18 protein-coding genes are annotated in these 18,458 nt (G+C 50.0%); 9 read left to right on the plus strand and 9 right to left on the minus strand.

Translation table 11 applies throughout. The features are described 5' to 3' along the window. The first annotated feature begins 17 nt into the window (after positions 1-17). Both crcB and BSF40_RS09870 read left to right on the plus strand, forming a co-directional pair. Positions 18-398 carry a fluoride efflux transporter CrcB gene (gene crcB / locus BSF40_RS09865; protein ID WP_095964982.1) on the plus strand — a complete coding sequence of 127 codons (381 nt, stop codon included), beginning with the start codon at positions 18-20 and terminating at the stop codon, positions 396-398. A gap of 13 nt (positions 399-411) precedes the next feature. After that, on the plus strand, positions 412-753 hold the full coding sequence (locus BSF40_RS09870; protein ID WP_095964983.1) for a DUF190 domain-containing protein: 342 nt from the start codon (positions 412-414) through the stop codon (positions 751-753). 516 nt (positions 754-1,269) lie between these two features. On the opposite strand, the gene BSF40_RS09875 is transcribed toward BSF40_RS09870, so the two are convergent. Next, a complete protein-coding gene (locus BSF40_RS09875) occupies positions 1,270-1,488 on the minus strand; it encodes a GDCCVxC domain-containing (seleno)protein (RefSeq protein ID WP_095964984.1) in 219 nt (72 codons plus the stop codon). Between the two features lie 165 nt (positions 1,489-1,653). On the opposite strand from BSF40_RS09875, the gene merR reads away from it, so the two are divergent. Further along, a complete protein-coding gene (merR, locus tag BSF40_RS09880) occupies positions 1,654-2,052 on the plus strand; it encodes an Hg(II)-responsive transcriptional regulator (protein WP_095964985.1) in 399 nt (132 codons plus the stop codon). Positions 2,053-2,531: 479 nt separating this feature from the next. Then, positions 2,532-2,744 (plus strand): BPSL0761 family protein, encoded by a 213-nt coding sequence (locus BSF40_RS32995; protein ID WP_305887519.1) that lies wholly within the window; start codon positions 2,532-2,534, stop codon positions 2,742-2,744. A 511-nt stretch (positions 2,745-3,255) separates the two neighbouring features. Here the strand turns inward: BSF40_RS32995 and BSF40_RS09890 are convergent. From BSF40_RS09890 to BSF40_RS31760, 4 genes are all read right to left on the minus strand, one after another. Beyond that, positions 3,256-4,575 carry a hypothetical protein gene (locus tag BSF40_RS09890; protein WP_095964987.1) on the minus strand — a complete coding sequence of 440 codons (1,320 nt, stop codon included), beginning with the start codon at positions 4,573-4,575 and terminating at the stop codon, positions 3,256-3,258. Continuing rightward, positions 4,572-6,584, minus strand: a complete 2,013-nt coding sequence (locus tag BSF40_RS09895) for a hypothetical protein (protein WP_095964988.1) — start codon at positions 6,582-6,584, stop codon at positions 4,572-4,574. Before BSF40_RS09895 ends, BSF40_RS09890 begins: the two co-directional genes overlap by 4 nt. Further along, positions 6,578-7,360: a transposase gene (locus BSF40_RS31755; protein WP_141249724.1), complete on the minus strand. Its 783-nt coding sequence runs from the start codon at positions 7,358-7,360 to the stop codon at positions 6,578-6,580. Before BSF40_RS31755 ends, BSF40_RS09895 begins: the two co-directional genes overlap by 7 nt. A gap of 468 nt (positions 7,361-7,828) precedes the next feature. Then, a complete protein-coding gene (locus BSF40_RS31760; protein WP_141249725.1) occupies positions 7,829-8,119 on the minus strand; it encodes a hypothetical protein in 291 nt (96 codons plus the stop codon). A gap of 99 nt (positions 8,120-8,218) precedes the next feature. Here BSF40_RS31760 and BSF40_RS09905 point away from each other — a divergent pair, with 99 nt between their 5' ends. Both BSF40_RS09905 and BSF40_RS09910 read left to right on the plus strand, forming a co-directional pair. Next, positions 8,219-9,259 carry a hypothetical protein gene (locus BSF40_RS09905; protein WP_095964990.1) on the plus strand — a complete coding sequence of 347 codons (1,041 nt, stop codon included), beginning with the start codon at positions 8,219-8,221 and terminating at the stop codon, positions 9,257-9,259. Between the two features lie 16 nt (positions 9,260-9,275). Beyond that, the gene (locus BSF40_RS09910) at positions 9,276-10,214 is read left to right on the plus strand and encodes a TniQ family protein (protein ID WP_095964991.1); all 939 of its coding nucleotides are present in this window, start codon (positions 9,276-9,278) and stop codon (positions 10,212-10,214) included. A 23-nt stretch (positions 10,215-10,237) separates the two neighbouring features. Here BSF40_RS09910 and BSF40_RS09915 read toward each other — a convergent pair whose 3' ends face one another. Next, a complete protein-coding gene (locus tag BSF40_RS09915; RefSeq protein ID WP_095964992.1) occupies positions 10,238-11,353 on the minus strand; it encodes a TniQ family protein in 1,116 nt (371 codons plus the stop codon). Between the two features lie 269 nt (positions 11,354-11,622). On the opposite strand from BSF40_RS09915, the gene BSF40_RS09920 reads away from it, so the two are divergent. Further along, positions 11,623-11,808 (plus strand): hypothetical protein, encoded by a 186-nt coding sequence (locus BSF40_RS09920; RefSeq protein ID WP_007975077.1) that lies wholly within the window; start codon positions 11,623-11,625, stop codon positions 11,806-11,808. 175 nt (positions 11,809-11,983) lie between these two features. Here BSF40_RS09920 and BSF40_RS09925 read toward each other — a convergent pair whose 3' ends face one another. Then, positions 11,984-12,490, minus strand: a complete 507-nt coding sequence (locus BSF40_RS09925; protein ID WP_095964993.1) for a Bro-N domain-containing protein — start codon at positions 12,488-12,490, stop codon at positions 11,984-11,986. 438 nt (positions 12,491-12,928) lie between these two features. Here BSF40_RS09925 and BSF40_RS09930 point away from each other — a divergent pair, with 438 nt between their 5' ends. After that, a complete protein-coding gene (locus BSF40_RS09930; protein WP_015093707.1) occupies positions 12,929-14,179 on the plus strand; it encodes an ATP/GTP-binding protein in 1,251 nt (416 codons plus the stop codon). Positions 14,180-14,182: 3 nt separating this feature from the next. Continuing rightward, on the plus strand, positions 14,183-14,809 hold the full coding sequence (locus BSF40_RS09935) for an RloB family protein (protein ID WP_095964994.1): 627 nt from the start codon (positions 14,183-14,185) through the stop codon (positions 14,807-14,809). A gap of 40 nt (positions 14,810-14,849) precedes the next feature. On the opposite strand, the gene BSF40_RS09940 is transcribed toward BSF40_RS09935, so the two are convergent. Continuing rightward, positions 14,850-16,712 (minus strand): NAD(P)-binding protein, encoded by a 1,863-nt coding sequence (locus BSF40_RS09940; RefSeq protein WP_095964995.1) that lies wholly within the window; start codon positions 16,710-16,712, stop codon positions 14,850-14,852. 62 nt (positions 16,713-16,774) lie between these two features. Then, the gene (locus BSF40_RS09945; RefSeq protein WP_095964996.1) at positions 16,775-18,259 is read right to left on the minus strand and encodes an APC family permease; all 1,485 of its coding nucleotides are present in this window, start codon (positions 18,257-18,259) and stop codon (positions 16,775-16,777) included. Positions 18,260-18,458: the final 199 nt, after the last annotated feature.

Genomic DNA, 18,458 nt, shown 5'->3' on the forward strand with positions numbered 1-18,458 from the left:
ATAGGAGACGCGCAGCTATGCTGAAGTCATTGCTCGTTATCGCTATCGGCGCATCACTTGGGGCCTGGTTACGCTGGTTGCTGGGTATCAAACTCAATGCCCTGTTCCCAACTGTTCCGCCGGGCACCCTGATTGCCAACATGGTTGGGGGATACATCATCGGTTTAGCGATTGCCTTCCTGGCCGCAACGCCATCGCTGAGTCCCGAATGGCGACTACTGATCATCACCGGCTTCTGTGGGGGGCTGACAACCTTCTCTACGTTCTCAGCTGAAACTGTCACCTTGATTCAGGAGGGCAGATTGTTTTGGGCGATTGGTGCCATATCGCTCCACGTCGCTGGCTCACTGGCGATGACTGCAGCAGGGCTTCTCTCGTTTCAATTTGGCACACGCTAAAGAGGTGATCGTCATGAAAGGGTTTCTGGTGATTTTCTTTACCCAACAGAACCGCCGTCATCATGGAAAAATGCTCGGTGACTGGCTTGTCGATCTGGCCAAAGAAATGGGGCTGCGTGGAGCCACTCTGGCAACCGGTATTGAAGGCTTCGGACATTCGGGAAAACTGCATTCCTCGCATTTTTTTGAGCTGGCTGATCAGCCAACCGAGATCCGTCTGGCAATTTCTGAAGAAGAGTTCACTCGCTTGTTTGAGCGCCTTGCGGCCGAGGAAATTTCCTTGTTCTACATAAAAGCCCCAATTGAATTTGGAGCCGTTGGCATGCGGGCTGATCCAGCCGATCGCGTAGGTTGAAACGTGAGCATGTGGATTGCTGCAAGGAGATGCCTGCTTTGGCCAATATCTGCCTGTCGAGAGAGGCAGTTAACGACCGATTCTGTTGAAAAAGTCGGTTCACCCAAACGGCTTGGTCATTGACTGGTTAAAACGCCTTTTTTGCACACTGCTACGTGAAATCCGAGTCCGAAAGTCTCTGCCGAAAGTAAAGATTTCAATCTCGGACGCATACTTTTCTGCTGCGGAAACCATGGTCGACTTTTTCAACAGAATCGACCCATTGCAGCGACTCCCCAACGACTGCGATCTGGACAAAGCTACCTACCGAAAAAAGCACCAAATGCGGACCGACCGATCGTCACCAATTGGATTAAAGCCAATACAGGAGAGCAATGGTAAACAACCAGCCGATGCAGAGGGTGATAGTCAGGTAGATAACCACGAGCATCAGGGAGCGACTCCACATGATACTGACCTCCCATAACCACGGTTTGAGGCGCTTCAGGGGCGTCTGACAAACCGAACAAACGCAGGTCAATCCGTACTACAGCATCCGTGCTGCTCCTGGAGCGGCGGGCACTTCACCGTGCCAAACGAACAGAACACACAGCAGTCACCGGGGTTCGGGCGTAGCAGGGTTTTGCAATTGCCACACTCGTAGAAGAACTGGCAGGCGTTCGTGGGCATGGCCTCCTGCTTGGCGAAACCGCAATGCGGGCAGGTCAACACGGATTCGAGGATGACGACGCTCATGGTTGCCTCATTTGTGCATGGTGGAGGGATAACCCGCATTCATCGCCGCCTTGGTCAACGCCTCAGGATCCGCCGATCTGTTGAGCCATCGTTTTCTCCATTGAATCGATCTAACCTAGAGTCACTCTAAACTCCGTACCCGGGTACAGAGTCAAGGGGCGTGTGATGGCAACAGGGCTGAGTATCGGCAAGTTGGCGGAAGCTGCCGGGGTGAATATCGAGACTATTCGCTATTACCAGCGACGCGGCTTGCTGGATGAGCCGCCGAAGCCGCCCGGCGGATATCGATGCTATCTACCGGAGCAGGTCAAACGGTTGCGCTTCATCAAGAGGGCGCAGGCGCTGGGATTCACGCTGGATGAGGTGGGCGCACTGCTGACACTGGATGCGGCCTGCACTTGTCGCGAGACTCGAGCACTGGCCGTGCGCAAACTGGCCCTGATCGAGCAAAAGATGGCCGACCTTGCCGCAATTCGGCAGGTGCTGGACGGACTGGTGCAGGAGTGCGATGCAAGCGACGGCGGGGCCGCTTGCCCTATCATCGATGTGCTGAACAGGGAGTGATGCCCGGTTGCAGGGCATCATGCACAGGCGTCAGGCCAGCAACACATGCAGTGCAATCGTAAGGCCGCTTGCTAGCGGTCAGGAATGACCACTTTTGGCTGGCTATAGCCGGTGGCGAGCGTCCGCAATGGGGCGCTCTCAGGCTGTCATGGCTACGAAACGAGTTGATCAGATTCGATGCAAATGGCTGGTCAGGTCGAAGGCAAGCGGATGGGCAAGGCCGAGAAATTATCCAAGCTGCTATCGATCCACGGTTTCCTTTGAACGCGGTAGGGATCTATGCGTCTGTTGATAAGCGTATTTGGGAGTAAATCCTACTCAGCAACATTTTGAACCGAATGACTGAGTACAGTTCTATCTCGCAATAGGAGGGCGGAGGTGTAGGCTCAACAATATCTCAATATAGAGTCATTCCCTACACTACCAAGGTGAAGGCTGCCTGCATCAGAATCCGCTTGTGTAAGGAGGAAGCTATGACAATGCCGAACGAACGCACGAGAGCGCTTATTCAGAGTCATGATTTTCTAGTTGAGTTGGGCCAGGATCAAGCGCTTGCGGAGTCAATTCGTCGTCAGGCCTGCCAACTCTTACGGTATTATCCAAGCTCGTACGAAATACCACTGGCCGGCAAGCTGGAAGAACGCAGAACAGACCGAATTACGGAACAATTTTTGAGCTCCAGTGTGGATTAACTGCCTACCACAGTCGGTGCATAATTTAATGATCCTGTCGGACCGTACTCGTCATATTGCGGCCAATACCCGATGGTTGCTTTCAGCCATATTTTTGCACTGCTGTATAGCTTCGGTATGCAAGCAACTGGGGGGCATCTCTTGTGACTTTACCCAAGGACAACTGGCAACGTGTATAAAAGTGCAATGAGTACTAATATGAAATTGGTTGCTGTTATACTACCTCGTGGTTCGCTCACACCTTCAGTTCTACCACCGCGCTGGATGACAGGGCTTGGGTGCTGAGCGAGCCATTCACACATCTTTCTAGGTGGTGCGCACATCCATTCACTGCTAAGGACCTCAAATTTAAGGACCAAGACGACCGAAAATATGGGCGTCGGTCACATCTCCCGCGGTACTCACTAGCTCAATCCAGCGTAAAAATTGAGTACCTATTTCTTTTGATATCCTGGCCAAGCCATTAAGTGTGCAATTTTTCGTGCTTTGATTGTTTTAGCTAAAACGAATGCTATCGATCAGTTTTTTGCGAAATTTTATTAAATGCTGATTTCAGGGACTCAACGTCATTATTTCTTTTACTAACCGACTTAACAATTGATGAATCATCTACAAAGTTTTTCGCTTGCAGGCTTTCAAATGATTCGCGCTCTGCGGGGGTCATCGTGGACGTCAGATAGCCTGTCGATGCTTGTGTGTCCCGTATAGCTGTGGTAAGTGCGCGAATATTAGGGCTGTTCATAATCTGGCTTTCGAACGGACACCATAAGTCCATTCTCTCGGGCTTATTTGAGATGATTTGAGATTGTATACATTGAACATCTTTTTTGTTAGTGAAGTATTGCGCGGATGAGTAAGCGGCATCTAGATCTAAAGCCGAAATTTTATGCGCGCCCCGTGTTCGTGCATTGCGGTAAGCAAGTTTTATCAGCTGAACAACTGCGCGCTTAATTCCGGCGGTGTAGCGAAAAAGTGTCGATGAGAAATCGCACGCGCTGTTAGATAAAATGCCTCCTGATACCCTAATGCACTCTGAAACGAAATTAAACCAATCATCTCCGTCAGGATCATCTGGCCACATCACTCTGGGTTCGACTAGTAGGCGCTGCCGTTCTTGCTGAGGCCTTAGCAACATTTTTGTGCATAAGTCGAAATTGGCTGCATATATAACTGGAAGCCCAATAGTCGCCGCATATAATAGTGAAGTACAAATTTTTGTAGCCATAGCTCCTTGCTCATAGAATTGAAGCTCATCTATGCTCATAAAGGAGATGCCGTCACGAAATGCAATCCTTCTACAAATTCTTAGCAATTCATCGACCCCAACTCTCGTCCCTGATTTACCTATGAGGTCGGGTATAAAGTCGTGCAATACTTGTTTAACACCTTTTTTGTCTTTCATATTTACGTGCCACAAGGTTTTCAGTGGGATCTTACCTATTCCCTCAATAAATAGATCAGTATCCTGGGAGAACATTCGCGGAATTGCTTTGAGAAGCTGGGACTTTCCAATTCCTGCGTAACCCGTGAGGCAGATCGGAAAGTATTCTCTGGTGGTAGGGCTATAAAGGTGCTTTTTGTACAGCTGTTCATCTTTATAACTCACAAAGCAGTGTGTATAGGCTAGTTCATTTATCTCGCGTAGTAGTTTCAGAGCGAACGAGTTTGGTAAGTAAATTGACTGTAATCGGGTGCCGAGGATAGAAGCAGATATATCAGGACTGAATTTTTCGAGCCCCACAACTTCAGGAGGTCGTACAGAAACTAATCTGTTGATATCGTCGTCACTACGAAGTTTTGTAAAACGATCAGCCCAAATATTAAAATTCATTTCTTTGTTCCTAGAGCTCTGTTTAAGTCATTAGCATCTCGAGTTTGAGCGACGGATTTTTTGGCCTTTCGCGAGATTTTTTTGCCTGTTTCCCAACCTTCACCAAGGTTTTTGTTCATCATTATTTTATATTCACCTTTAGCTGCTGATTTATGAACTCGCATTTTGGAGGCCGCCAAATTTCTAAGGCGGCTTTCCTCCTCTAACTCAGCATATGTCACAAACAGTTGAGCCCTGTCGGCCTTCATCGGTAACAAAGCATCCAGTTCAAATAAACGGTTACTGACATCAACCCAGATGCACCTCACGCATAAATCGAGCATAAAGCCCGATAGCTTAAAGCCCCGGCGAGCTGCAGAGTCATATACTCCAGTAGCTCGAAAATCAGGGCTGTCATATCGACGACACTTGAAATGTACTCCGTCAGACTCGATATTGACTTCTATAGGCGTTAAAAAACGGCGCACAGCGTCATCGAAATTCATTGGGTAAGCGCTTGATCTAGACCGTTGCGCGTAATACTCGTAAAAGCAAATTGGGGTGGTAGCAATGTTTTCAAAAAACATGTCAGGTGTCATTCTATTGCTAACATTAGAAGTTTGATTGTCAGCTACAACCCTCAGCAGTTCTCGCTTGATCATCTGAACTGTATTTAAATTGCTTTGTAGAACTACGGGTGGGCCTTCAATAGTCGTATTTTTTGGATGCGATGACTCAACGGTTGCTTTAGATTGTGGTTGATAAGAAGGGGCTAAGTCTCTGGCAGTCAAGCCTGCATCGATTTTTGCAATATCAATAGTCGCTCCAGGGCCTCTATCTGCAACCATATAAGATGGCATTCCTACAACTGGCCAATCATCAGGTTTAATATCGCAGCCAAATAGTTTTGCATACTTTGATTTTTCAAGCGCCATAGAAAACAAAGCCATTTTATAGGCGGCGAGAGTTTCGCCTGCATAGGAAAAACCTACACCCACTATGGCACCTGACAAACCGCATACAGCTCTAACGACGCAAAGTTTTTTAAGCGGACTGTTCTCTATCAAACCTGACGGTAAGTCGTTGGTGAAATATCCGTCAAATTCAACTTTTTGCATAACATTAGTAAGTTCTTCTGAAAATTTACCGCGCTCTTCTATCTTTTTTGATCTGATCCCCTTTGGACCGAGCTTGACCTCACCTCTTTGATAGGAGTTAAAGTGCTTTTTGACTCGGTATGTAAACTGATCTAGTGTCGGGAAAGGGTCTCCTTCTGATTGGATGAAATGCTTCCAGCCATCAACAGATATGATTTCACATTTGAAAATGTTAGTAATAACGGCCTCATAAATAGAATCCATTGACATGCCGTTATCCGCGTATTTTGCGTACCCACTAACAATTTTTTCTTCCATGTCTTTAGTGACATGGAATCCAAAATGCTTTCCTGTTACCAATGAGGGGCGTCCTAGTTTGCAAGTGACGTTTGCCATAAAGCGATCCCAGTGTCCGATTTTATGAAAAGTAGGCATCAATGCTAGTTTGTTGAATCCAAAAACGATATATGAATAAAACCAAAAGCGAATTCTGGATTCATTTTTTTTAGGTTTTAGCGATCGCGCGTGTTTATTGATTATGCGATCGGGATTTTCAGATGATAGAATGCTATCAATGTTTCTAACCAATTCCTCAATAGCAAGAAAGCGTTCATCCATATAATCTGTGTATGATTTTTTTTTGCTTTGACGGTGAGCGTCAGCAGTAGCGATGTTAAGGCTTTGAATGCCATGCAGCCAAGTTGGAAAATAAACTGCGCTATCGATTGTTTTTATATGGCCCTCAAGGATGCCTAGCTCAAAATCGCTTTGCTTTATTCTTTGCATTGTGGCTTTACCCTGGCCACGGTCATACTCAAAAAAAATCAAGCTGACTAATCTTTTGATCCCATCACTTCTGAGAAAGTGATAAGTGATTTGAGGCAGCAATGAGCGAAACCCCTCGCTGGCGACTAGCCCTGTTCCAATTAACATTGGGGAAGTCCCGCGAAGTAACTTGAATACACATCAAGAACATCTTGATCCTGAGGATTCATTGGGCGATCGATTAAAATAGGCTGAAAAAGGTTGAGCAAAAGTTCTCGGCGCCATACTGCACGGTAAAAAAGCATTCGAAATTCGTGCGCCTTCCCGTGATGTGAGGTGTATTTGTTGATTATTTCGGCCGCAGTTGTGTCTGTACCAATCGCTTGATTGAGTGATTGTGTAAAGTCCTTGACTGTCAAAGGGCTCAGCGTGATAAGCCTGTCCTCGGCGCTCATGCACATATCAAGATTTGCAGAAACTTCATCATCAATTGAATTTTTTACAATTCTCTGAGTTCTTATTCCTGCGTCTAAGTAATAAATACGCTCAATTTCGTGTCTGATTTCAGCCCTTTCTTTGTCACGTTGTCGCTGTTTCAGAGTTTTAACCTTACTTCTCCGGTGCTCGTTAAAATCAGATTCTGTATTTTTAACAGTCCAGTTAACACAGTAGGGACTACTATCAGAGCACTTTAGGTAAAGAAGGAGATCTCCTAGGTATGGAAATGGAAAACGTTCCCTTTGCTCACCATCATCGATCCATATCGTTGGATGTGAGCGGAGTTTACCCAAGCGCTCAGCGACGTCTAAAGTTCCTTTATGTGAAGCGAGTAGCATTGTCTGTGCCAGCGGATGACCAAACAAAGGATGAGTAGTGGGGGTGGGGTGAAGCATTTTTTGTTCATGAATTTCAAATACATTCGGATTGTAAAGTGCAAGATTCACAGCTCTAACTTCGGGAGTCGATAGTAAGTGAAGCGTACGGCCATACCGTTTCCAATTGAGCTCCCGTAGTCGAGATATGCTGGGGCCTTCGGAACGAGAAGCGCGTATAGACGGTTGGTACTGGTCTCCCCATTGAAAGGAAAGTTGACGTTCGATGATTCTGAAAAAAGCATTCTGTGCTCTGCTCATACTTTCGTCTGTATAGAAGGGCAACTATGATACGAGCGCTTTGTTACGCTCTGTTACGCATAGTCGCGATATATTCTAGTTGCAATAGTTCGCCTTCATCAGAACTTGCCTTTTGATGAGCTTGAACAATTAAGTCGAGGACGAATGGAGGCGCGGTGGGCCTTGACGGCATACCGGTATTAGCAGAGAATGGAGTTGTCATGGCGCCAACCTGACATCACCATAAAAGCCCAGGGGTCCAACCTGGGCTTTTTCACATCTGCCCCTCAGGGTTTTCATTTATTCATTCAAAATTCCTGAAAGTGGTTTTGCTGTGCAACGTTGTTTAGCCAGCCAAAAGGCGACGTCGCGAGTTAAGGCAAAACGGCCACGCCTATGTTGTAAGCCGAATGTCGGTACGCCTATAGAACCCCTTGATATCGAGCGTTGCATAGCAGTCATTGAAGGGTAACTGAGCTCTCGCCATAAGCTTCTGCTAGGAATGAGCTGCCCGTATTTATCCGCTAAACTATTTTCTATCGACTGTGCGAGGAACAGCACTTCTTCGTCATTTTCAAGCTGGCTGTCCATCGTAGTTACCCTCTGTCCGCAACAATTATTAGATGGTATACCTGCGTCTCAATTTTTTGAAGTGAACCTAAGTTTCCATAGTTTGGTGGTTTTTTACATATGGTGTATGTCAGTACTTTTTCTGATGGTCCCGCCTTACAAGCGTTTGTGAGGAATTTGCTCAGTGATGCAAAAAGTTTACGCATAGATGGACTCGATCGGGCTGGCCAAATCGATAGTTATATTTCAAGAGGTAAAGTTCTGGCTTGGGTCGACGCGATAACGCTATCGCTCGGTGTTGTTGACCTTTCGTCAAAGTCGTCCATAGCCAAGCTTGAAAGTATGGGTACGGAAGACTTGGACGAGAAGGCAGTCAATCATCTCATGAAAAAATGGAAGCGTTTTACTTTAGGGGAACAGCTCCCAAATGCGGTTACGCTAGTCAAAACAGAAAGGGCGTGTCCAGGATCGACCGATATTTTCAAGCATCCACTATGGGCTATTTTGTCTGGAAAAAAAATCAGCTCTCAATCCATCATCGACACACTGCATGCAGATGCGGCTGCAATAACAAATAAATTAATGATTAAGTCTAATCGTGACAATGAATTTATACTTTCAATGTTGGATGTGCTAGATAAATGCCGTTGCTTTTACGATTGTCTGTTTGTTTGTGTTTGGTTGCTAAAAGTTAACAAGTGTCAAGATTTGGCTGTGGCGCTCGTTTCGTTTATACATAGGCAATTAGTTGTTAAGTCGCTTCAGCTCTTAAATCCTGCCGCTGCTTATATGCTGATATTTGTTTTTTGCGACATGCTGCGCAGTACAACTACCAATGCCGGTCTATACGCTGAAACTCCTGAAATGGTAATTAGGTACGCTATTGCGGTTAAAGCTTCTGCGATGGAGAAGGAAGTTTGGACAGGTCGGTCGGTAGTTAGTGCCTGGGATGTCAGCGGAAGAAAGGTGATGATGCCAGACACGCCGCGGACTCCCTATGTAAAATTAGCACTGACTCCAAGCTTTTCAGCGCAAGCAAGCTTGAGTAATGAGGCGAGATGTTTTTCTGGTGTTACGGTTAAATACTGGGAAGAGTGGATATCCAGATATCCTGTTACGAAATTAATATTCGACGCCGCTTCTGAGGTGTGCTCGGATTAATATAGGTCCTTATCTTATGGATATTCCTAGTATTGACTGGCTTCCAGGTGAGAGTTTCTATGGTCTGTGTTGTAGGTTGCATCGCCTATTAGGGTGCGCGAAGATATCAACTACCAGCCAGTTATTGTTTTCTCATCTGTATCGAGGGTTTGAGCACGATTTTCCAAAGAGGCTGACCAACTTTGTAGTTAATAGTGGGCAAAAGTTTGGGTCTCAAGCCTCTATAGTTTTAAATCATACTATAGCGCCATATTATTTAATTTTTAGGGGGTCCTGTGAAGGCAAGGCTGGAGATTTTTATTTGGATTATTTTTGGCACAGGCAAAAGCTAAAAAACAATAAGTGTATTCTTGCACACCCGCTTAAGTTTTGCCTGGAATGCGGTAAGGCTGAAGAAGCTGAGTTTGGCGTTAGTTACTGGCATGTTATGCATCAGCTTCCTTGTGTTTGGGTGTGTGAGAAACACCATACACTACTAGTGGTTTATAGGGGGGCTCGTAACTCTCGGGGACAGTATGGGGTTGTGTTTCCAGATGCTGAAATGGCTTCCGCAATCGACTGTGATTACACACTTGATATCGGTCTCCTGGAGCAGCTTTTGCGGGCTGCAACAGACGTGTGGTTATTGGGCTCTCTCACCAATGTAAATGCTCGGCATTTACCACGAGCTTATCGAGCGCTGGCCAGTAGCACAAGATTTGGTGGAGATACACGTACTATAAATTTAGAGGTTGCCAGTTGCAGTCTATATTCTTTTTTTACTCGGATTAGATCTGTGCTGCCGTTTATTAATTTGCCTATGGATATCCGTACTACAAAAAAATTTTTGCGTGGTGTTTTATGGCCGGTAACGCCGGATTATAATCCTTCGCATCTTTGTATAATGTCGTGTTGGTTGGATGAGGGCGTCAAAAATGTGATTGCGATGTCAGATGAGTTGATGAAGCGGTCTTGAGTTGATGTGGGGTTGTGCTCATTTTAATAAGTCAATGGTTTTTGTTCTGGTTGATATTGGTTGTCGTCGATTAGATTTGACGAAAATTGAGTTTTTTTCATAAGTAAACTAGCGGCTTCCACGTTTTTAGTTAAGCTTAAAAAAGCAAGCATATGAAATGTCCACGAGCTACCTGGAGAAAGTATAAGCTGTGGTGGTAGTTCCTGGGTGGCTATATGTTTTAACCTCAGGTAGTCTGGTATTGATTGCTTGAGAGTCTCTAAGCCATATTTCATCTCGGCGGAGAAAAAGATATATTCTATAATGTGTTTTTTGTCCGCTTTTACATCGAGTTCTTTGGCTCTGAAATGATAGGTGTCTTCAAGGCTTATCACTCCAATTTGGAAGTGAGTGTTTAGTTGGAATGCGGCTAGTCTGGAAATGTCCAGATCTAATTTGTTGTATTCAGAAATAGTGGGTGACTGCAAGTTTTGTATAGTCCACCCACAGCAACATCCCCTCCATGGTAAGTCAAAAATAAACTCACTATCCAAGAAGTGTTTTTTACATCCTTGGCATTTATCAATTAGGGCGACGCCGTGATCGGCGCAAACTTTAACCTCTGTTGTTTGATGCTGGGTTTTGATAAAGCCATATCCCAAAGTTTGTATGTCGTTATGCCAACAGGTAATGCATATTCTGAAATGTTTTGCTTTTTGTTCAAAAAACAATAGGTTTGTTTTTTTTGTTCGGTAAAGTTTTTCGATAATTGTGTTGGAGTTGTGCGAGGTCAGAAAGTTCTGGTGGTGGAGTGTGTTGTAGCTTATTAATTTCTTAAAAGTATCAAGCCCGCCACCCATATATGTAGCTAGCCTCTGGAGCATATAACTACTCCAGCTATTTGAGGCGGGTATGTATCCAAGCACGTTGGATAATGTCGCTCTCGATTGCGAATTACAGGAGTAAAGGTGATGCCTCGACAAAAAACTATTAAGTGTCTCACCAGGTAGTGGGGTAATACCAATAAATAGCTCTTTCAAAATTAATGCCTTGATTTCGATTGTGGCAATGCCGCTTTTTCTATTTTTGGCGTTACCTTGGTACCTAAGTATTTTATACCGTCTGACCTTGCTCGATTCAATGGAGGCGTAGCCACTCATTGTATTCTCGACAGACTTAATTTCCCTGCGACAGACTTAATTCCTAAACATCAACAGGGGTTTCTGATTTACAGGGCATTTCTGCTTTTTTCGACTAATTACTCTAAAAACCGCTTTTCAGCGCCCGGAATATTTCTATTCTGTGCACATGACCGGTTTATGCCCTTCGGACCGGTGCGGTTCAGCGGGCCCCCAGCGGCTGCTGAAAAAGGGATAGGGCGATGCGGTTTTTTGCAGTTTTCTTTGACGTATAGAGAAGGACATCGTCCATGTCGAAAGTACAAGGCATCACCGAAATGTTGGGAATCTTTCCGTGCCTGGCCATCGGGCGACGCAGGCGCCGGCTTAATAACGAGGAAATGAAACTGGTGGAGCGGTATAGGGAGCTGTCGGAAAGCGACAGGATCGCGATGAGGTATCTGGTGGATGCGATGAGGAGTGTTTCGCGGTTTTGAAGCAGGGCGGGTTACCGTGAGAGCCATTTGGCTTTTACGGTAGCCAGATCCATCAACTTGCTGTGGCGAGGGAGCTTGCTCCCGCTGGGGCGCGCAGCGGTCCTCGCTTTACCTTCAAAGCGAGGACTGCTTCGCAGTCCAGCGGGAGCAAGCTCCCTCGCCACAGGTCATGTATTCAAGCCCTGGAAGCCGGAGAAGGTCGCTGTCCATGCATCAGCTCAGGCACATCACGCCACTTCACCCAGGCCTGTTGTTGCCAGTGCAGCAGCGGCACAGTGACGCCGGCCCAATGCACTGAACTCAGGCTCGGGCGGATTTCCACAGGTGTGGTGCTGGTTTCCCGCATCATGGGTATGACTTCGTTGCTCAACCACTGGCGCAGGTTACGGTTTTCCGGGACGAAGTGGTGAACCAGCAAGGCGTACATGCCTGATTCGCTGACCATCAGTGTTTCGACCGTTTTGCCGTCCTTGAGCAGACAGACGCTGCGACGTTGGTCGGGATCGAGTTTCAGGGTCAGGCGTTCATTGAGTGGTTTGCCCATCAAGCGACCCAGATCCTGGGCGCAGAACCAGGCTTGGTTGTTTTGCATGAAGGCATGGAGGAAGCGGTTGTGGCGGGTGAAGACTTTAGGGATGAAGCAGGAAGGAATTTCAGTCGGATGTGATGTGTGCTTGTGCATTTTTCGACTCCATGTTGAAAAAGGAGCCGCCACTAATCCTTCGACAGATTTGGGTGGCGGACCGTGCGGCGTTCGAAGTCGGAACATTCTCGATCAACATGGAAGCCGAGAGGCCCGCGCCACACGGCCCGCCATAACGCGAAACTGAAAGGCAAAAAAATGCCCCAGCTCATATGGGGGCGCGGATGCGCCATGTTGATATGTTCCGGCTTCGACTCCGGGTCGCTGATTTGGCAGCGACGGATTGAAGCCTATCGGTCAGGCGCTCGCGGCGCCAAGTCTACTCTGGCGACGCTTGTTGTAGGAATCGGCGCCGGTATTCGAAGGTTCGATCTGTAGGATTTTCCTGTTTTTGCATTGGCTGCAGAGAAGCGGCACCTGAAGCGCATTTTTTCCTTTATGTATTCGAGTCCAGCAAACGAACTGCAGGTTTTTTCCATGCTGATCGAATTCTCGGTTTCCAATTACCGCTCGTTCCGTGACAAGCAAACCTTGTCCATGGCGGCGACTCCTCTCCTGAGCAAAACGCGTAATACATTCAAGCCGCCCTGCGCAGAAAAACTCCCCGACCTGTTGAAGGTGGCTGCGATTTACGGCCCAAATGCTTCCGGCAAGTCTTCATTGGTCCGCGCGATGGGGGTCGTAGGGCGCTTGCTTGTCATGGAAACCAATCCAAGTGACGCGTTGCTATCGGTTTCGCCTTTTCGTTTTGATCGCGCGTTGAAGGATGCGCCCAGTGTATTTGAATACAACTTCATTCAAGGAGGGCAGCGCTATCGGTTTGTGCTGGGGTTAACTGGGCAGCGGATCGTCCAAGAGCAGTTGCTCTCTTATCCAGGAGGGACCGAAACGCTTCTGTATGACCGCCAATTCGACGCCGAAGGGGAGCGTTATGTTTTCGGGACGGCGCTGGAGGGCGGGAAAGAAGTGCATGGCGCCTGGCGGCGTCTGACGAGCCCAAAAATGCTCTTCCTCGCGCAGGCCGTGAAGAACAGCAATGAAGAAATGACTCAGTTGCGAATGCCGTTCAGTTGGTTCCAAACCGGACTTCTCGTGGTCGAGCAGAACAGCATGATGGAGCTGTCGACGGCGTCGATCCGATTTCTTCAGATGGTATCGAGCCATACGAACGATCTTCGGGACTTTCTCAAGGCATTGGACATTCCGGTCTCTATCATTGAGCTAAATTCAGACGAGGTCGATGCCATTCAGAACAATAAAGAACCTACCCTGAAGGAGATCTTCGCGGCAGTTCAAAAGAACAAGGTGACCCTCACACATTCCAGTCATTTAGGTACTGCGGAGTTTGATTTTTCGGAGGAGTCGTGCGGTACAAAGAACCTGATTGGCTTTTGGTTGCCCTGGTTCATGATGAATCAAGCGGGGGGCAGTGGAGTGCTTTGTGTCGATGAACTCAACAGCAGCCTTCATCCCGACATCGTCGCTGACTTGATCGACAAGCATCTGGACAGTGGCCTCGATACTCAGCTGATTTTTACAACGCACGATACTCATCTGATGAACGAAAAGATTTTGCGGCGGGATCAGTTCTGGATTACCGAACGTGATGCCAACGGCGCGACCAGTTTGTTTTCCATTCACGATTTTGAGGGGGGCGAAAGTGAGGATGTCGAGAAGCGCTACTTTGAAGGCCGTTATCGCGGGCTACCGTTGATAAGGCAGGGCTGAGCAATGGTGAGTTCAGGCAAGTCATTTGATCGCAGGCGTTCAGGGTACAAGCCTCAACCTAAGGTGTTGGTGCTCTGTGAAGACAGCAAGTCAGGAAAACGCTATCTGGAGGAGGCTGCCTTTTATTTTCGGGCCAAGGCCCAGGTGGAAATTGCTCACTGCGGCGTCACACATCCGAGTGGCATTGTTGAGCGAGCAATCAGCCGGCAGAAGTACTTCGACAAAGTGTTTTGTGTATTGGATCGAGATACACACCTTTGCTTTCAGCGTGCATTGAATGTTGCGCAGCCTCATCCAAAGATCAAAGTCATTGCATCGTATCCCTGTTTTGAGTTTTGGCTACTGCTGCACTTTGGTTTCAACCGAAAACCCTTCAGAGCTGTCGGGAAACATTCCCCTGGCGAGTTGGTGAGCAAGAGTTTGCGAGAAAAGCCAACCATGGAAAAATATGAGAAGGGCAAAGACATCAACTACTTTGCCCAGCTGTTGGGAGCGCCGTTCCAAACGGCAAGAACCTTGGCACCGAAGATCCTCGAGGACGTTGCCATCAGCGGCGAGCCAAACCCCAGCACCGAAATCCACTTGCTAATGGATGAATTCGAAAGCCTCTCCAAGCCGCAACCGATTTAACATCAAACCCTGCCCGCATCGCTGCGGGCAGGGTGCTCAATCAGCCCACTTCCCCCACCGCCCGATACGCCTCATCGATCGCCGCATGGGCATACGCACTCCACGCCGCGTCCGAGTTGGCGATGCTCACCCGTCCAACCGGCTGACGGGCCAGGTTCATCAGTTTTTCGCTTTCGTCGGCATCGTCGAACAGGCTGTTGGAGAAGTACGCGTAGCCGTGTGACCAGCGGTTGACGGTGATGGCGAGGATGTCGGTTTGGTGGTTGAAGCCACCAGGGCCGAGCATGCGTTGCAGCTGGTCACGCAGTTGCGCTTCCAGTTGTTCGAAGCTCTGGCCGTACAGGCGGCCACGGCCGGCGCGGGCCTGGTCGCGGGCGTTCATGCCGCTGTTGGGGCTGGTGGGCACGTAGACCATGTGCAGGCCGATCGGCTGCGTCGGGTCTTTCGGGTGGTTGTAGCCGCCCATGCTTACCGGATAGTCGAGTTTGATCCGGCTGTAGGGTTGGGTCACCGCATAGATTTCGTGCACGCCGAGCTTCTGGAACGACTGCCAGTTGCGGATCACGACCTTGGTGTACACCAGCGGGAACTTCACGTTCTGGCTCAGGGCGTGGGATTGCTCCGGCGGCAGGTCGCGCAGCAGGTACGGAATGATCATGTTGTAGCAGGCCATGATGCAGTGCTTGCCGCGCACCTGGCTGAGCTGGCCGCCGCGGCTGTAGCCGACGTTCACGCCGCTGCCGACGTTGCGCACGCTCACCGCTGTGCTGTTGAGGCGGATGTGCACCGGGGTTTTGGCCTGATCGAGTTGGGCGTAGTCGAACGGGGCGAGGACGATATCGTCCATGGTGTGCCCCGGTGCCACGGCCGGGATCAGGCTGCGCACCAGCAAGCGCGCCAGCGAGGCGTTGCCGTCGGGGAAGTGGTAGATATAGGGCTCTTCCATTTCCGCCTGGGCTTCTTCGCTGATCGGCTGCAGATTCATCGCGCTGAAGCCTGGGAAACCGACTGAGTAGGCGTCGGACGCGGCGACCGCATCGATGCTCAGGGCCATGAAGTCGTTGGTGCGGCTTTGGAAATACTTCACCGCCTGGGCCGACAGGCCTACGTCCTTGAGCAGGAAATCCTGGTAGCTGATGGCTTCCAGGTGCGCGGTTTTTTCCTCGGTGGTTTTGCCGGGCAGGTAATCCTTGGGCGTCATGTGCAAGGCGATCAGCGCCTGGCGGTCGGCTTGCGGCAGCGGGAAGTCGTTGATGAAGTCCGGGATGGCGCGGGCGTGCAACTGGTCCGGGGCGATGTCGTCGGCCACCATCGGCGTCGGGTCGCCGGTCACCAGTTTGTCTTCGCCGAAGTTTTCCTTGTCGAAGAACACCCCGCGCGACAGGCCCAGGCCCGGGTAGAACTGGCGATCGAACGCGGTCTCGAAGCGTTTGATGTTCACCCCGAGTTTCTTCAGCAGGCCGTTCACTTCCTGGCTGTACAGATGATTCGGCGACTGGAAGGCTTCACTGCCGCCGTAGCCGATGATCATGCGACCACCGGCGGAGAATTCATTGCGCTTGGCGTGGCCGCCGAAGTCGTCGTGGTTTTCCAGAATCAGGATGCGCGCTTTCGGATGTTTCTCACGGTAGAACCACGCAGCGGACAGTCCGCTGAGGCCGCCTCCTACCACCACCAGGTCATATTCCTCGGTGATCGGCAGTTTGTCGGTGTCGAAGACCTTTTTCTCCCACCCCATCTGGTGGGCCATTTCGAACGAGCCGACGTGGTTACCCCGCAGACCGGTCAGTGTTGGAGGGTAGTAGCGCCCGTCAGGGGCGGCCTGGAGAAGTTGCAGAGGGGTCATGCCGGCAGCGATGGTGACAGCGACGCCGTTGAGAAAGTCGCGGCGGGTGATATCCATATTCATTCCTTGTTGGTTTTTCAGATCGCCCCGGCGCCACGACGGCACCGGGGCGAATGCCGTTACCGGCTGACTTTCCAGGCATCGCCCGCCGGGGCGGTGCCGTGGTCATACGGTTTGGCGATCCACATGTAGAGCAGGCCCAGGCCAATCACGATGGCCGTGCTCAGTACCATGGCGTAGTTGATGTACCACGCGGCATCCGGTGTCCGTGGCCAGGCCATGTTGATAATGGCCCCGACACCATAGACCAGTGCTCCGATGTTCACCGCCCATCCCCAGGCGCCGAGGGTGAATTTGCCGCTCGGTTTCCAGCCCTTGATGCGGGCGTACAGGGCCGCGAGCACGATCATCTGGAACGCCAGGTAGATGCCGATGGCCGCGAAGCTGACGATGGTGGCGACCGCATCCTGCAGGAAGAAGCCGAGGATGATGATGAGTGCGGGCAGGACACCGGACACGAACAGCGCGGCAACCGGAACCTGCGTTGTAGGGGAAATCTTCTTCAGCAGTCGGCTGCCGATGACCATTTCGTCACGGGCGTAGGAATACAGCAAGCGACTGGCCGCCGCTTGCAGGCTGATCACGCAGGAGATGAAGGAAATCATCACCACACCCATCACCACTTTCGAACCCATCGGCCCGAACGCGTTGTTGAGGATAGTGCTGACCGGGTCCTTGTCGGTGCCGTTGATCACCGCTTGCATGTCCGGTACGGCGAGGATCAGCGCCAGGCAAGCGAACATCGCCGCAATGCCGCCGATGTAGATGGTCATGCGCATCGCTACCGGAATCTGCTTGCTCGGGTTCGGGGTTTCTTCGGCCACATCGCCGCAGGCCTCGAAACCGTAGTACAGGAACATCCCTGCCAGCGAAGCGGTGAGGAACGCCGGCAGGTACGAGCCATCGATGCTGATATCGAAGGTGTTGAACAACACGCTGATCGATTGATGACGCTCGAAGATCAGCAGGTAAACGCCGACGATCACCGCGCCCACCAGTTCGCAGAGAAAGCCGAACATGGCGATGCGCGCCAGCGCTTTGGTGCCGCTGAGGTTGACCAGGGTGGCGAACAGCGTCAGGAACAGAGCGATGATGATGTTGGTGTTGTTGCTCGGTTCAAAACCCATCATGGCGGCCAGGTACGGACCGGCACCCACGGCAACCGCCGCGATGGTCACGCACAGGGCGATGGAGTAGATCCAGCCGACCATCCACGCCCATCGCTTGCCCACCAGACGACGGGCCCACGGGTACACGCCGCCGGAAATCGGGAACTGCGAAACCACTTCGCCGAAGATCAGGCACACCAGCAACTGGCCGCAACCGACCAGCAAGTAGGCCCAGAACATCGGTGGCCCGCCCGCGGCCAGGCACAGGCCGAACAGGGTATAAACCCCGACGACCGGGGACAGGTAGGTAAAGCCCAGGGCGAAGTTTTCCCACAGGCTCATGCTGCGATTGAAGTTGGAGGTGTAACCCAGTTTGCGCAGTTGCTCGGCATCGCTGTCGGCAAGGGCTGCAGAGAGATCGGGTGATGCACTCATGTGTGTTTGCTCCGGAAAATCGGCAGATTTCGGATGTCCGAAACCGTGACGGGGCCTTGAGGGCACCGCCAGGATCGGTGGTTATTGTTTTGTCTTCTTTGGGGTGAAGCCTGATGGTGCGTACTGCCGGTTTCTGCCTTGAAACCGAGGTGACCCATTCGCGAGCAAGCCCGCTCCCACAGTTGACCGCACTCTCCTG

The sequence above is a fragment of the Pseudomonas sp. ACN5 genome (genome assembly GCF_002303975.1).
Lineage (GTDB): Bacteria > Pseudomonadota > Gammaproteobacteria > Pseudomonadales > Pseudomonadaceae > Aquipseudomonas > Aquipseudomonas laurylsulfatiphila.

Coding starts and splice junctions, on each gene's coding strand:
- crcB (WP_095964982.1), top strand. CDS start 18: ATGCTGAAGTCATTGCTCGTTATCGCTATCGGCGCATCACTTGGGGCC.
- BSF40_RS09870 (WP_095964983.1), top strand. CDS start 412: ATGAAAGGGTTTCTGGTGATTTTCTTTACCCAACAGAACCGCCGTCAT.
- BSF40_RS09875 (WP_095964984.1), bottom strand. CDS start 1,488: ATGAGCGTCGTCATCCTCGAATCCGTGTTGACCTGCCCGCATTGCGGT.
- merR (WP_095964985.1), top strand. CDS start 1,654: ATGGCAACAGGGCTGAGTATCGGCAAGTTGGCGGAAGCTGCCGGGGTG.
- BSF40_RS32995 (WP_305887519.1), top strand. CDS start 2,532: ATGCCGAACGAACGCACGAGAGCGCTTATTCAGAGTCATGATTTTCTA.
- BSF40_RS09890 (WP_095964987.1), bottom strand. CDS start 4,575: ATGAATTTTAATATTTGGGCTGATCGTTTTACAAAACTTCGTAGTGAC.
- BSF40_RS09895 (WP_095964988.1), bottom strand. CDS start 6,584: ATGTTAATTGGAACAGGGCTAGTCGCCAGCGAGGGGTTTCGCTCATTG.
- BSF40_RS31760 (WP_141249725.1), bottom strand. CDS start 8,119: ATGGACAGCCAGCTTGAAAATGACGAAGAAGTGCTGTTCCTCGCACAG.
- BSF40_RS09905 (WP_095964990.1), top strand. CDS start 8,219: ATGGTGTATGTCAGTACTTTTTCTGATGGTCCCGCCTTACAAGCGTTT.
- BSF40_RS09910 (WP_095964991.1), top strand. CDS start 9,276: ATGGATATTCCTAGTATTGACTGGCTTCCAGGTGAGAGTTTCTATGGT.
- BSF40_RS09915 (WP_095964992.1), bottom strand. CDS start 11,353: ATGAGTGGCTACGCCTCCATTGAATCGAGCAAGGTCAGACGGTATAAA.
- BSF40_RS09920 (WP_007975077.1), top strand. CDS start 11,623: ATGTCGAAAGTACAAGGCATCACCGAAATGTTGGGAATCTTTCCGTGC.
- BSF40_RS09925 (WP_095964993.1), bottom strand. CDS start 12,490: ATGCACAAGCACACATCACATCCGACTGAAATTCCTTCCTGCTTCATC.
- BSF40_RS09930 (WP_015093707.1), top strand. CDS start 12,929: ATGCTGATCGAATTCTCGGTTTCCAATTACCGCTCGTTCCGTGACAAG.
- BSF40_RS09935 (WP_095964994.1), top strand. CDS start 14,183: ATGGTGAGTTCAGGCAAGTCATTTGATCGCAGGCGTTCAGGGTACAAG.
- BSF40_RS09940 (WP_095964995.1), bottom strand. CDS start 16,712: ATGGATATCACCCGCCGCGACTTTCTCAACGGCGTCGCTGTCACCATC.
- BSF40_RS09945 (WP_095964996.1), bottom strand. CDS start 18,259: ATGAGTGCATCACCCGATCTCTCTGCAGCCCTTGCCGACAGCGATGCC.